This is a genomic window from Psychrobacillus sp. BL-248-WT-3, assembly GCF_012843435.1.
Taxonomy (GTDB): Bacteria; Bacillota; Bacilli; order Bacillales_A; family Planococcaceae; genus Psychrobacillus.
Map to the genome: position 1 here is coordinate 1 of NZ_JABAFC010000059.1, position 13,278 is coordinate 13,278.

Below are 13,278 nucleotides of genomic sequence, written 5' to 3' on the forward strand. Positions count from 1 at the left end.
AACCGACAGAATTTGTTTTAAGCAAAAGTGTTCACTCTAAATTAGCAAAAAGTGTTCAATTCTACTTGACGGTTACATGGATTTACTCCAACAGCTGAGCAAGCCAAAAACTATGAGCAAATATTTAATAGTGCTGGAATAGAGACAAAAACGCTTGGTTAGAGATATATCAATTAGAACTAACGAGCAATGGCTATGTTGATTTAGCAAAATTAAAGAAAATACAATCAACTAAATTGAAATAAAGGAGGAGATATTTTGACTAAAGTTACTCAAATGAATGAAGAAATTTTTTCAACAAATTTATCTAAAGCAGTTGATAAGATAAAAGAAGCTAGGGAAATTTCAAGTGATATAGTTAAATTTGTTATAGAGCCTATGGAGGAACATGGGAAAATGTTAGATGGTGGCGATGAAATGATGAAACGTCTTGTATTATCTAAAGAGAATATTGGTGGTAAAAAATTACTGTTAGAGGATGTTGTTGGAGTTCTAGGAGGACTTTTCCCGAAAGCCCCCGTGTGGATTAATATATCTTTTATGGAGATGGAAGGAGATATCGCCATATTCAAATTGGAAACTAGTTTACGTTTTAGAAAACCAACATTATTAAGGAATGCTGAAACAGGTCATGCACCTTTTAACGTCATCATATAAAGTTTTGTAAAAGATTTTTGTATAAGTTCTTTTACAGATTAATGGGGCTACCAAGTGCCGAGTAAGTCTTCTAATTATTCAATAAGACACGTCTAAATCCATGTATCAAGATTTCACCATTTCGGTTTTGCGTACATTAAATACATGAACTTTATATCCTAATGGTGCTATTCGGTACTTTAACAGGTTGATTATGGTCATATGTCACCATCATCAACCTGTTTTGTTATTTCCATTTTCTTACGTTTTCTATAATTTTTGAATGTACAAAAATCAACCAGACAAGAGTATTATAATTCCTTTAATAAATATAATTATCAGGAGTGAAGCTAATGGAAAAGATAAAGCAGTTGCTCACACAAATAAACACTTTACCAAATAGTCGTATCTTTGAGCCTTCTGGATTACCCATTATTGATGAAGAAAAGCATATTTTACCTAATGATTTAAAAGAGTTTTATAGTCTTTGCGGGGGTTTAGTTCTATTTGAAGATGAGGAATATCCAATCTATATTGTGTCTCCTGATAAGTTTGTATTGGCAAATCCAAAAATTGTAGGAGAATTATGTGAAGAAGATATTTCATCTAACTGGTATATTATTGGTAATGATGGAACGGATGAATACTTAACTACTGACCTCAATGAAGATAGACTAGGTAGATGCTACGATAGTTTTTTTGACCGCCATGGGCTTGTAGGTGAGTCCCAGATTATAGCTACTTCGTTTACTGATTTACTTGAACGACTTATAAAAAATAAAGGGCAATATTGGTATTGGCTTAGAAGTGATTTTATCTCTCTAGGTGATGCATATGATGAGATTGAATAGCTAATAATTTGTATAAAGAAAAAGCTGACCTTGATTGGCAATATGCCTTTCAAGGTTTCTTTTTGTTGGCTGCTCAAGAAAAGCATATTCCTAATACGCCAAATTTCAAACAAGAAATAGCAAATGGAAAAAACAAGAGTATTTTCTATGGCGATAATAAAACAGCACAAGAATTGCTTGATAAGTTTGCAGGGAAAGGTCAACTACTGCCAAACGGTAAAAAAGAAAGAGTAGACTTTGGTAAAACTATTGGGAATTACTATGATCGAAATACCGGTGAATATCTTGATACTACTAATGGATTGATACATTATGGGAAAGATGGAGCTCATATAGTACCGTCAAGGCCGTAAAAACAAAAGAAAAGAGGATGAATATGGGGTATGACTCTTTAATAGGAACATTAATGAAATATGAACATAGTGACATGATACTAGAATGGGAAAATGGATTAAGGATTGTTGGTGTACTAGATACAGTTTTTGAAACAGATAATGGGTTAGATGACGACGATGTAAATTATACCGAATTTGATGCAGCTGTTTTTCAAGTAAATGATATTTTAGCGCATCCTACTAATGAGGAAAGTCGTTTATATAAATGGTTAATACAAAAGAAAGGTTCATTAGTTGAAATTTCACTTTATGATGATCCGCCAAGTGCAGTTTTTTTAACTGAAGGAGAAAGTGTATGGAAAAGGGATAGTAAAAAATAAAAACGTTACTTTAAACATAACCTTGATGGGCTAAAATGCCTTTCAAGGTTTTTTTACTTTAATTTATATTAAGTCTGCTGATATTAGTGAGAATCAAATTGAAAATGATTAGATTGTAAGGATGTTTCTAGTAATGGCGGAGAAGTCCATCATATACCAGTTTATTCTGTTAGTCCGAAAAGTAGAGGTAACAGTCCTGGTGTAAGAATGAAACCATAGACCATAGACAAACAGCGAGTGGGGGTAAAATCTTTAATAGAACAAGGGAAATTAAATGAGGCTCAAAATATGGACATTAATGATTTAAGAAATAAGTTTGGTAACAAATATCATGAAGGTATTAGACAAATGTTAGAATATACTAAAAGATTAAACAAATCTGGGTGGGGTAAAAAATGAATGAACTTATAATAACTCCTAATAAGGGAGTAGGTCCAATTAGTTTTGGCATGACAAGAGAGGAGGTTAGAAATGTTTTAGGAGGAAATGTAGTAGAATATAAAAAAATGCCTATGTCTGATACTTTTACAGATGCATTTAATGATCATGGAATACACATATATTACGATAGTAACGATACGTGTGAAGCAATTGAAATGGCACTACCAGCAGACCCAAAATTTTCACATAAACACATGATTGGAAGGCCTTTTAGCGAACTGAAGTCAACTATTATTTCACAAGATAGTGATGTTGAATTGGATGGGGTGGGAATACTAACTCTATATTTATGAAGCACAACTGAAAATAGAAGAGTATATGAATTTGAAATAGATGGTAAGAAAAAAATATATCATAGAGCACCGAGTGGATAAATTCGGGAGAGGTCCTCACTTTCATGGTGCTGACGATTTGAAGGGAAGTCAATGGAAAAAGGAAGATATAATCAGTATCCTGGACATTCTCCAGAAGATTTTGTTGGTTAGAAAAAGAATGGTCGACCATGGAAAGGTGCTTAATTTGAGTGACGAAAGAAAAACAAAAATGGAGCTGTTAAAAAGAAAAAGTAGAAGAAAGAATCTATTAAAAGAAATAAACTTCATGAATCTTTCAGAGGAACCTTTTTTAAATATCGAAGATAATGATTTATTTTGTAAGAATGTGTTTTCCCTACTTAACAGAAAGGAAAATAAGATTCAATTGCAAGGAGAAAGCTATAAAGAACATATTCAAAAATCAATACAATTACTAAATGATACTATTGATAATATGGAAGTAATACCAAAGCAAGGAAGACTATTGTTTTTTAGAGAAAATGAAATAGAAGCAGTGTTGGTTAATGTTAATGAAGTATTTAGTCACTTAAATAAAATGATTGAGTTAACAAAGTTTTCAGTTGGATATGGAGATTTTATTCTAGTTGCAGAAGATTTTAATTTTGGTTTGTGTATTGAACGAACGGAATATTTTTATGAGTTAAATGTTTGGGGACTATCATAAGGAAAAATTTAAGAACCTTGATTGGCTAGATGCCTTTCAAGGTTTTTTACTTTAATTTGTTTTAAACTAAAAGAAATCCCAGACTTTATATATGATAACTTGGCTATTTATATTAATAAAAAGAAATTTGACAATGCTACTAATAACGAACCGGGATCTCTGCACGCAATTTAGGACAATTTGCTAAAGAGGGTGCAGCCGTTGGTAGTATCATGTCAGCAGGAGAAATTGGCGGTCGGGAAATACTTAATCCAGAAGACACTAACTGGAAACAGAATGCTTTAGATTTAGGTCTAAATATTGGTGCAGGTGCTACATTGGATCCCTTATTTTCAATGGCAGTACCTATAGCTAAGTCTGTACAAAAGATGGTAAATGAGAAATCAATTGTAGCAGTTGGGAATCCACCATCGATAAATGGTGGAGGAATGCCTAAGGGTACGGGTAATTCTATACAATATGCTGAAACTGGTGGAAGAAATATATCCCCAGAGCAGTTCTTTAAGGAAGAAGCTATTGCAGAAGAAATGTATGAAAAATTTAGAAATATAGGAACAGAAGATGTGAATGCAATTGCTAAAAATACAGGCTTTTCTGTAGCTAGAATACAAAAGATTAAAGATCATGTTTTTAATAATTCTCATATAAAGGATCATGGAGTTGGAAGATTTGATCCGGACTACGAACTAGCTCAAGCATGGCAAAGATTGATAGATGGGAAACAAGTAGATTCTGATATACAATTATTACATCACGAGATTTTCGAGTCAAAATTTGAGGGTATATTCCAGACTAATTATAGAACAGCTCATGAAAAAACTATAGAATCTGGAAGACCATGGAATTGGGAGAAAAACTTTGAGGAGTGAAGATTTATGGCAGTTTTTGTTTTAATGTTGAAGGAATTTGAGGATGAAGAGAGGGTGGTTTATCAATATGGACCGAATGAAGATTTAATGGGACGAATTGAATATGATAAAATAAATGGAGTTATCAACCAACTAGCGCAAATTGATTCACAAGAGTTCGCTGATGAATTCTTCTTTAAGAGAGCAGGAAGACGACTTTCAAGAATGATTATTAAAGAAAATCAAAATTTTGTTAATCGAACAACTATTGAATCTTAATTGCCTGCTTATGATTTTATAAATTTTTATTAGATATAGGTATTTAAGAGATATAGCACAATATAAGGACCTTGATTGGCTAAATGCCTCTCAAGGTTTTTTACTTTAATTTATATTAAAACAGTTGATAATTGAGTGAGATAATAAGAAAATGTTTTACTTGAGAATCGAGAGCTCATGATGGTAGTACCCTCATGGAGTTTGGTTTAATTCTCGGATAGAGTGACAAGTACGATAAATAGGTGAGATGACATTTTACAAGGCAGGGGTAGTTATTATATGGAGTGGGTATGTAACGGGAGGGTGAAAAGTTGAACGTTGTTGGATATATACGAGTCTCAACTCAAGGGCAGGCAAGAGATTGATATAGCTTGAAATATCAAGAAGAGGAAATTAAAGCATATTGTAAGGAACAAGGCTTAAACTTGATACATATTTTTAGAGATGAAGGAATTAGTGGCGCAAAACTAAATAAATGAATGAACTTATAATAACTCCTAATAAGGGAGTAGGTCCAAAGAAGCGACGCTTATTGGCCAACTTACCGCTAGTCTAACTGATGAAGCAAATAGTATCATGGATCAGGTGAGTGACATTGTAGCACTGCCCCATCTAGATGATAGCTCAGTGCAGGAGGGGGTTATTAGTTCTAAGAGAAAACGTGATGATACTCTCGCGCAACTGTATGAATTTGATGCAACACAGAAGACTGCTTTAAACACCATGGAACGGGATATTCGGACAATGGAAATATGGCTTTCTGATATAGAAGGAATGTTTAAAAGTGGGCTAACGGATGTTCATTTCCAAGCAGATAACTGGGGAGCATTGGCTGCTAAAAATAAGTTGAAGACAGAATTGGCATCTCGTACATCTCCTATTGCCGTACTTTCCTCCATAGTGAATAGAGAAAATCAGTTGACGACTATGCTGGAAGCATTTATAGCTGGTAACGGTCCTATACGATTTGGCTATGGGGGTTTGATTGGGATACACAATCCTTTTGTGGGTACAGATATGCTTGTCTTATCCTGTCTTAAACCTGAGCTAAATGGAACGGAACAAGAAGATATTGATCAAAACATATTTGTGAAATCCTTCCATAGTTTCAAAGGAATTGCTCAAGACTTTTGGGATGGTGTACGGATACGCCGTGAAAAAGCACTAGATTCTCCGTATGATTTTATTAACTATTGGACTTTTGGTATTTCAGATGGAATTGTGTCAGGATCCAATGATAGAAGTGCCAGGATGTTTGACTCAAAATTAGACTTTTTAAATTATGCTACATTTGGTTTGAGTGGAATGGTTAAAGAAGCAATCTTACCAGATGATCCTTTGTCCAAAGAACATTGGCAAAATAGCTTTGAATTTGTAGGAAGCATAATTGGACTTAGATTGGCAGCAACTACGTCACCGGTTAAGAAACCTGGGAATGCTGCGGGGGATGGTAAAGCAACACATGATGGGAAAAATGTGAATGAAGGTACAAGTAAAGCTGGTGAAGGAACATCTAAGAGTACGGGAAAAGTGTATCCAACTAGACAAATAGATTCAGTAGCAGAAGCACATATATTTGATAGAGTGAAGGAGTTAAGAGGGAACTTGACTAGTGGATATAAAAAGTCTGGGAACTTCGCTTTAGCAGAAGTAAATATCGATGGATTAAATAAGAAAGAATTCTATGCTCAAAGTAGTATACATGAATTAAATGCCACTTTAGAAGAAAGAGTACCGGATATTTCTCTAAAGCCAGAAGATCCAGTTTTTAAAGCTTCAAAAGCAGCAGATAAAAATGGAATTGAATACTTAAGGGATAGTGATACAGAATATAAAATTCTAAATGACATTGCTAACTCCCTTGGAAACAACACGCAAGCAACAGGTAAAATAAAACTATTTACAGAGTTAGATACTTGTGATAGTTGTAGTAAAATTATTGCAGATTTTTCTGCAAAATATAAAAACATTAACTTAGAAGTTATTCATAATAACGGTAATAGAATAAAACCTTAGTTTCAAAAGGGAGGATACACATGGAAGATTGGGAATATAATGAATTACTTGAGAGTGTTAAAGAAGTGTATAATAATATATTAAATGAAGATAGAGGATATAAATACGCTACTGCTAGAACATTTTACGAGTTCGAAACTGTATGCAATGAAGGCGAAACAGAAAACCTTTTAGTTCATTTAGCTATTGGAGAAATTGTATTAGGTCATCCTAAGGTATTTGTGGGTGTAGTTGACACAATTAAAAAAGAGTTAGGAACCACTGATAAGTATAATTTAGAAAATGAATTATCTCTTGAAGAAGTTGAAGATTTCTTAAAAAGATTAAATATTGTTATCAATAGAATTACTGAAGTAGAGTTAGATTACGATTCTAATTCTGATAACTATTAAAGAAAATCATCCTGTATTTTAGTTGCTGTACTGCACCCCATTTTATATTTGGATTTAGTGAGAAGTAGGATAAACAAGCGAAATGACATTTTACATGGTAGGGGTAGTTATGGGGAGGAAGTAGCATTACCCTGCCACCTCTAAAATAAGAAAAACCCTGTAGGTATCAGCGATAGTAAACGTTGATATAACAGGGTTTTATTATGTGTTTCTTGCATAAGATGGTCCCGACTGGTCTCGAACCAGCGACCCCCACCTTGTCGAGGTGGTGCTCTCCCAACTGAGCTACAAGACCGGGTTTTGAAGTTAATCTGATTTTATCATATTCCAGAGTTGGTAGTATATAGTTTTTTCTTTTTCTCCTAAGTGGGGTGTCATAAATTCCTCACATCTGCCACTACTGTGGTACTTGCTTGAGACTGCTCCCTTCCACTAAGATGGAAGAGATAGTGGGAGGGGCTATGATCATGTTAACTGAAGCGCAGGAATTTATAAGACTTTATTACATAGAGACAGGTAAAGAGGAACGTGAGATGGTTGCTCGCCTGGAAGAAATAGAAGATGAAATTAATCGCAGGGGCACATATGTACATACAACCGAGGAGCTGGAGTTCGGTGCTAAGGTTGCTTGGCGGAACAGCAATAAATGCATTGGTCGTTTATTTTGGCAAAGCCTGACTGTTTTCGATAAGCGAGATTTATGTAGAGAAGAAGACATTTTCGAGGCATTGCTTGACCATATCGAGTACGCAACGAACGATGGACGAATCAGACCGACGATTACTATTTTTTCTCCGAAAGATGTTCGTGTTTGGAATCATCAGCTCATACGTTATGCTGGCTATGAAACCGAGGGGGGAGTCATTGGAGATTCTGATTCCCTTGCTTTTACGAAAGTAAGCGAGGGGCTTGGCTGGAAAGGGGAGGGGACAAACTTTGATGTGCTCCCACTTGTCATTCAAGTGAATCATCAGCCTCCAAAGGTTTTTGACATTCCGGATTCATATATTTTAGAGGTTCCGTTCCGACATCCAGAGATGGATTGGTTTTCAAATCTACAGCTAAAATGGTATGCGGTTCCGATGATTTCCAGCATGAAGCTGGATATTGGCGGGATTACGTATGCTGCTGCTCCATTTAACGGCTGGTACATGGGAACAGAAATAGGTGCACGCAATCTTGCGGATGATTATCGTTATAATATGCTGCCTACCATTGCTGAGCAAATGGGCTTGAACACGAAGTCGAATGGTTCTCTTTGGAAGGATCGCGCATTGGTCGAACTGAATGTTGCTGTTTTATATTCCTTTAAGGAGGACGGGGTGAGTATCGTGGATCATCATACGGCTGCTCATCAATTTAAAAAGTTTGAGGAAATAGAACGGGACGCAGGGAGAGACGTCACTGGGAACTGGACTTGGCTCATCCCACCGGTGTCACCTGCCACAACTCATATCTTTCACAAGCCCTATAACAATGAAAAGGTAACGCCAAACTATTCCTACCAGCCAAACCCATATTAATAGTTAGTTAAATAGCAAAAGACCATCCATTTCAAATAAGGATGGTCTTTCTTTATGAATATAAGTATAGAAATTAAAGCTTAGAAAAGGTTTATCCGATAAAAATGCAGAATAAGTTAATCTATGTAAATATAATCATGAAGCAGTCGAGAAAGAGAATAGACTACAATGAGGGAGTAGAAGATATTACACCCTCGCTTTATCTGAGTTCTCCTTTTTCAGTCTCTAATCCCCTTTTTCTAAAGTAGTCAATTATGCTAGCTGTGATTGTAAGGATAAAATAAGTTACACTAAACATAAATGAAATGTTATACGGGATGAAAAATACAAAATAACAGAGTAGGATCATTAAGAACGTATTGTATATTAAAATAGCATTCCCGGTGCTTGTCTTCTGGATATTCCATTTAAACAGATTATAAATTATGGTACCAGCCATGATAGCAATCGTGAGTACTGGCGTCCAGGTGGGATATTCATATGGCATCAGTAACATAGTGATTGCTAGAATGAACGTTACTACTAAATAATGCTTGACTCTTTCCTTATAAGTCAGTGCTTGAAATCTGTTCATATCCTTCCCCTGTCTCATCTTTTTTCTTATCCTGCCAAGCTTTTCATTAACTCTCTGTTACATACCGATCTTTACCTGCATGCATTCCAGCAAAGAAAAGTAAAATAACTGTCAAGATGAATAATAATATTGGAGAATCCCAGCTTCCAGTCGTATCGTGAACAAATCCAAAAACTACTGGTCCGACTGCAGCAAGTAAATAGCCGATGGATTGCGCTACACCAGATAAGTCAGCAGCCTCCATAGGTGTTCTTGATCGAAGAGAGAAGAACATCATTACTAACCCAAACGATGCCCCGCCTCCTAATCCTAGGAATATCATCCACAGTATTGCTAGAGAAAGACTACCGTATAACAACCCAATAAACCCAATCAAATAACAAATTGAAAATACTGCGACTAGTATTCTTTGATCCTTCATCCGTCCTGCAAGGATTGGTATAAGAAAGGTCATTGGTAGCTGAGAAAATTGCATGGTGGATAGCATCCAACCTGATCTCCCAGCCTCCATCCCTTGCGTTTGCAATATTTCTGGGATCCATGCAGCAGTGGTATAAAAAATCAGGGATTGGAAACCCATACATAAAGTAATAGTCCATGTTAAAGGAGATTTCAAGATGGATTTAGCTTTTATAGGGTTAGTATCGGGAACATTAGGAACAATCTGCTGCCTCTGTTTAATTTGAGGTACCCAAACAAGGCAGGCGATGACAGCTAAAATAGACCAGATTCCTAAAGCTCCCTGCCAACCAAGGAATGATCCTTCTGCAATGGGATAACTAATGCCTGCACCAATGCCAGCAGAGAGATTCATAGATACGGTGAAAATACCTGTAAGCAACCCGATTTGTAAAGGGAACTTAAGCTTGATGAAGCTAGGGATTAACACATTACCAAACGCAATGGCGATTCCGATTAAAGCAGTGCCAAACAATAGGAAGAAGGGAGTCCCGGTGGACCGAATGGCAATTCCGAACGCCAACAGTAAAATAGCAAGAAATAAAGTCATTTCCATTCCAAAACGGCGTGCTACTCTAGGTGCAAAAGGAGATATAACCGCAAAGGCAAGCAATGGAATCGTCGTGATAAAACCTGCCAACACATTAGAGATATCAAGCCCATCCCTAATGTAGGATATAATTGGCCCCACTGCAGTAAGGGGTGCTCGCAATGTAGAGGAGATAAATATAATCCCTATGATTAATAAGGTGATTGATTTTTTATTGATTTCGGAAGTAGGCAACAAAGCAATATCTCTCCTCGCAGCTTTTAATACATCGATATTAGAAAATCCTACACGCTTTATCTGAAAAGTTCAACAGCTACAAAAAACAGAAAGATAGCCATCAATTAGGAATAACAATATGTTACACTTTAATTGTAAATATTTTGAATAATTACATTCTATTATACTAGTGGGTGGGAATGATGCAAGTCAGTTAAATGTTTGAAAAGGTAATCATCGAAGACTTCTAGTCAATAGAGTAAATGAAATACATGTCTATAACATACAGGGGGAATTAAATGGAAGCGAAAAAAATTTTATCGCTAGTAAATGTTTCTAAGCAGTTTGGAAATAAGCATGTTTTAAATGGAGTAAATCTAGATGTCTATGAGGGTCAGATCATTGGATATATAGGACCGAACGGGGCAGGGAAAAGTACAACGGTAAAACTAATCATAGGCTTGATTGATGGTTACTCAGGAATGATTGAGATCTTTGGTGAAAATATTAAAAGAAATAATTATACATATAAAAAGAGAATAGGATATGTACCCGAAACGGCAGAGCTTTATGAAAATCTCACGGCTTATGAATATCTAGTTTTTACTGGTGAAATGTATGGGCTAACAACCAAGGAGGCAGAAGTGAAGGCTTTTACGCTAATGAAGGAATTCGGCCTAGAGGCTGCTTTCCATCAAAGGCTGTCCTCTTTTTCCAAGGGAATGAAACAAAAGGTATTAATCATTTCTAGCCTGCTACACGATCCTGACTTATTATTTTATGATGAGCCACTTAGTGGACTGGATGCGAACAGTGTGATGGTCATAAAAGAGATACTTGCAAAGCTTGCAGCACAAGGGAAAACCATATTTTACTCATCTCATATTATGGACGTCGTTGAGAAAATCAGTAATCGGATTGTACTTTTAGTAAACGGGGAGGTAGTGGCGGACGGAAGCTTTGAAGAGCTTAAGCAACAAAGTCAAGAGGGCTCTTTGGAGGGAATATTTAATCAGCTGACTGGCTTTAACGAGCATGAAGAGATTGCAGAACGTTTTGTGCAAACGGTTAGTGGGGGAAACTTACATGAATGATTTTGCTTCGCTTAGAGTGCTGGACCGTTTTCGAAAGATATTTTTAAAGTTTGATATTGATTATGACATCATGAGGAGAATTTTACAGCTTAAGCTGACAATGGATAGCCGGAGGTTGCCTCCTATATTTAATGGCTCAAAAGAAAAAAAGGATGGTAACCAATTTACGAAGTCCTTATGGGTTTATGGTCTTTTTGGACTTCTTCTGTTAACTCCTTTTCTTTTTTTAGGAAATAACTTTCTTTTTTCTCTCACCATCATGTTCAGTTCTATGTTTGTAATACTTATGACGTCCATGATCTCAGACTTTTCAGCTGTATTGCTTGATATTCGAGACAAAAATATACTTCAGCCAAAGCCTATTAGCAATCGTACGATCAATGCAGCCAAAATAATGCACATTTTGATTTATATTTTTCTATTGACTGGTTCCTTCGTGATTATCCCGTTAATCGTAAGCATCTTTAAGTTTGGCCCCTTATTTTCCCTTTTGTTTTTAGTGGAAATAGGGATGATTAGCGGTTTGACCGTTATTTTCACCGCCTTTATATACCTTTTCGTTCTTCGCTTTTTTAGTGGGGAATTTTTGAAGGACGTCATTAATTATGTACAAATTTTCTTGGCAATAGGGATGGCTGTCAGCTACCAGTTAGTAGGTCGCATTTTTGATATTGTCAATTTAGATATTGGTTACAGCTTTGCCTGGTGGCATTTATTCCTTCCGCCGCTTTGGTATGCAGCACCTTTTGAGTTGATTTTTAATAACAATTATTCCTTATATATCATTCTTTTTACTATACTTGCACTAATCATTCCGATCATAGCTGTTTTGCTATATGTCCGACTAATGCCTACGTTTGAAAATTACTTATCTAAGCTGCAAAGTGATTCGAATAGAAAAAAGAAAAAAGCTCGAAGACTGACCTCGTTTTGGTCCAGTATTTTGTGTAGCACAAAGGAAGAAAGAGCTTTTTATAAATTTTCCTCAATGATGTTGAAGGAGGAAAGGGAATTAAAGCTGAAAGTATACCCAATGCTGGGATTTGCAGTTATCTTTCCATTTATCATGCTTTTCAATAATTTAAGAATGAGCAGCTATGAGGAATTGGCTAATGGAAATTCTTTTATGATCATTTACTTTTCACTTATTTTTGTTCCTTCAGTAGTTCTCTTGCTGGAGTATTCTAATTTTTATAAGGCGCACTGGGTATTTTACGTTGCACCTATGCGTAGTAGAGGACTAGTATATAGTGCCACCTTGAAGGCAACCATCATTAATTATTTTTTGCCTATATTAATACCCTTAAGCCTGATTTTTCTTTGGATCTTTACCTTCCGCATATGGCTGGATCTAGTAATAGTTTTATTAGTGGCAGTGATTCTAACTATTGTTTCTTATTGGATGTTCATAAAAGATCCTTTTCCTTTTTCCAATGAACCGAAGCAAGCGCAGGAAAGTTCTATGATTAAAGTGTTTGGTTCAATGTTTTTAGTTGGGGTTATGGCTTTCATTCATAAGATTATTGGTATAGTTAATCTCGAATGGTTATACATTTTGGTGCTCATCATTAGTATTTTTATAGGCTGGAAGCTCACATTCTTTCGGAGTAAGCCCAGTGGTAATATGTCAAGCGAAAAAAAGAAATGAATTGGAAATTACTTAAGTGATACTTTCCAAATGAACA

At 35.7% G+C, this 13,278-nt stretch carries 15 protein-coding genes, 1 tRNA gene and 1 pseudogene; 14 read left to right on the forward strand and 3 right to left on the reverse strand.

Annotated features, from left to right (window positions below; translation table 11 throughout):
- The first annotated feature begins 258 nt into the window (after positions 1 to 258).
- From HF876_RS17915 to HF876_RS17965, 11 genes and pseudogenes are all read left to right on the forward strand, one after another.
- Positions 259 to 657, forward strand: coding sequence for a hypothetical protein (locus HF876_RS17915; protein ID WP_169361422.1), 399 nt, complete (start codon positions 259 to 261; stop codon positions 655 to 657).
- 332 nt (positions 658 to 989) lie between these two features.
- Positions 990 to 1,487 carry an SMI1/KNR4 family protein gene (locus tag HF876_RS17920; protein ID WP_169361423.1) on the forward strand — a complete coding sequence of 166 codons (498 nt, stop codon included), beginning with the start codon at positions 990 to 992 and terminating at the stop codon, positions 1,485 to 1,487.
- A gap of 8 nt (positions 1,488 to 1,495) precedes the next feature.
- Positions 1,496 to 1,840, forward strand: a complete 345-nt coding sequence (locus HF876_RS17925) for a polymorphic toxin type 50 domain-containing protein (protein WP_240949825.1) — start codon at positions 1,496 to 1,498, stop codon at positions 1,838 to 1,840.
- A 23-nt stretch (positions 1,841 to 1,863) separates the two neighbouring features.
- On the forward strand, positions 1,864 to 2,202 hold the full coding sequence (locus HF876_RS17930; protein WP_169361424.1) for a hypothetical protein: 339 nt from the start codon (positions 1,864 to 1,866) through the stop codon (positions 2,200 to 2,202).
- 395 nt (positions 2,203 to 2,597) lie between these two features.
- Complete coding sequence (locus HF876_RS17935; protein WP_169361425.1) at positions 2,598 to 2,936, forward strand: hypothetical protein; 339 nt, start codon at positions 2,598 to 2,600, stop codon at positions 2,934 to 2,936.
- Between the two features lie 40 nt (positions 2,937 to 2,976).
- Positions 2,977 to 3,642: a YxiF family protein gene (locus tag HF876_RS17940; RefSeq protein WP_240949826.1), complete on the forward strand. Its 666-nt coding sequence runs from the start codon at positions 2,977 to 2,979 to the stop codon at positions 3,640 to 3,642.
- Positions 3,643 to 3,854: 212 nt separating this feature from the next.
- Positions 3,855 to 4,511, forward strand: a complete 657-nt coding sequence (locus HF876_RS17945) for a hypothetical protein (RefSeq protein ID WP_240949827.1) — start codon at positions 3,855 to 3,857, stop codon at positions 4,509 to 4,511.
- A 6-nt stretch (positions 4,512 to 4,517) separates the two neighbouring features.
- Positions 4,518 to 4,769, forward strand: a complete 252-nt coding sequence (locus HF876_RS17950; RefSeq protein ID WP_169361426.1) for a hypothetical protein — start codon at positions 4,518 to 4,520, stop codon at positions 4,767 to 4,769.
- A 311-nt stretch (positions 4,770 to 5,080) separates the two neighbouring features.
- Positions 5,081 to 5,245, forward strand: a pseudogene (locus tag HF876_RS17955) (recombinase family protein); the annotation flags it as partial.
- A 55-nt stretch (positions 5,246 to 5,300) separates the two neighbouring features.
- Positions 5,301 to 6,785, forward strand: a complete 1,485-nt coding sequence (locus HF876_RS19320; RefSeq protein ID WP_346764101.1) for a deaminase domain-containing protein — start codon at positions 5,301 to 5,303, stop codon at positions 6,783 to 6,785.
- Positions 6,786 to 6,805: 20 nt separating this feature from the next.
- A complete protein-coding gene (locus tag HF876_RS17965; RefSeq protein ID WP_169361428.1) occupies positions 6,806 to 7,177 on the forward strand; it encodes an Imm3 family immunity protein in 372 nt (123 codons plus the stop codon).
- Between the two features lie 222 nt (positions 7,178 to 7,399).
- Here HF876_RS17965 and HF876_RS17970 read toward each other — a convergent pair.
- Positions 7,400 to 7,472 (reverse strand) — tRNA-Val (locus HF876_RS17970).
- Between the two features lie 166 nt (positions 7,473 to 7,638).
- On the opposite strand from HF876_RS17970, the gene HF876_RS17975 reads away from it, so the two are divergent.
- Positions 7,639 to 8,700 carry a nitric oxide synthase oxygenase gene (locus HF876_RS17975; protein WP_169361429.1) on the forward strand — a complete coding sequence of 354 codons (1,062 nt, stop codon included), beginning with the start codon at positions 7,639 to 7,641 and terminating at the stop codon, positions 8,698 to 8,700.
- Between the two features lie 199 nt (positions 8,701 to 8,899).
- On the opposite strand, the gene HF876_RS17980 is transcribed toward HF876_RS17975, so the two are convergent.
- Both HF876_RS17980 and HF876_RS17985 read right to left on the reverse strand, forming a co-directional pair.
- Positions 8,900 to 9,274: a hypothetical protein gene (locus HF876_RS17980; RefSeq protein ID WP_169361430.1), complete on the reverse strand. Its 375-nt coding sequence runs from the start codon at positions 9,272 to 9,274 to the stop codon at positions 8,900 to 8,902.
- A 46-nt stretch (positions 9,275 to 9,320) separates the two neighbouring features.
- A complete protein-coding gene (locus tag HF876_RS17985) occupies positions 9,321 to 10,517 on the reverse strand; it encodes a CynX/NimT family MFS transporter (RefSeq protein WP_481900296.1) in 1,197 nt (398 codons plus the stop codon).
- 281 nt (positions 10,518 to 10,798) lie between these two features.
- Here HF876_RS17985 and HF876_RS17990 point away from each other — a divergent pair, with 281 nt between their 5' ends.
- Together HF876_RS17990 and HF876_RS17995 are read left to right on the forward strand one after the other, a co-directional pair.
- Complete coding sequence (locus HF876_RS17990; RefSeq protein ID WP_169361432.1) at positions 10,799 to 11,593, forward strand: ABC transporter ATP-binding protein; 795 nt, start codon at positions 10,799 to 10,801, stop codon at positions 11,591 to 11,593.
- Positions 11,586 to 13,241, forward strand: coding sequence for a hypothetical protein (locus tag HF876_RS17995; protein WP_169361433.1), 1,656 nt, complete (start codon positions 11,586 to 11,588; stop codon positions 13,239 to 13,241). The genes HF876_RS17990 and HF876_RS17995 overlap by 8 nt, the downstream gene beginning before the upstream one ends.
- Positions 13,242 to 13,278: the final 37 nt, after the last annotated feature.

Excerpts from the sequence above, each read along its gene's own strand:
- HF876_RS17990 (WP_169361432.1), top strand. The coding sequence starts at position 10,799 with ATGGAAGCGAAAAAAATTTTATCGCTAGTAAATGTTTCTAAGCAGTTT.
- HF876_RS17940 (WP_240949826.1), top strand. The coding sequence starts at position 2,977 with ATGGTAAGAAAAAAATATATCATAGAGCACCGAGTGGATAAATTCGGG.
- HF876_RS17975 (WP_169361429.1), top strand. The coding sequence starts at position 7,639 with ATGATCATGTTAACTGAAGCGCAGGAATTTATAAGACTTTATTACATA.
- HF876_RS17935 (WP_169361425.1), top strand. The coding sequence starts at position 2,598 with ATGAATGAACTTATAATAACTCCTAATAAGGGAGTAGGTCCAATTAGT.
- HF876_RS17965 (WP_169361428.1), top strand. The coding sequence starts at position 6,806 with ATGGAAGATTGGGAATATAATGAATTACTTGAGAGTGTTAAAGAAGTG.
- HF876_RS17980 (WP_169361430.1), bottom strand. The coding sequence starts at position 9,274 with ATGAACAGATTTCAAGCACTGACTTATAAGGAAAGAGTCAAGCATTAT.
- HF876_RS17930 (WP_169361424.1), top strand. The coding sequence starts at position 1,864 with ATGGGGTATGACTCTTTAATAGGAACATTAATGAAATATGAACATAGT.
- HF876_RS17950 (WP_169361426.1), top strand. The coding sequence starts at position 4,518 with ATGGCAGTTTTTGTTTTAATGTTGAAGGAATTTGAGGATGAAGAGAGG.
- HF876_RS17995 (WP_169361433.1), top strand. The coding sequence starts at position 11,586 with ATGAATGATTTTGCTTCGCTTAGAGTGCTGGACCGTTTTCGAAAGATA.
- HF876_RS17920 (WP_169361423.1), top strand. The coding sequence starts at position 990 with ATGGAAAAGATAAAGCAGTTGCTCACACAAATAAACACTTTACCAAAT.
- HF876_RS17945 (WP_240949827.1), top strand. The coding sequence starts at position 3,855 with ATGTCAGCAGGAGAAATTGGCGGTCGGGAAATACTTAATCCAGAAGAC.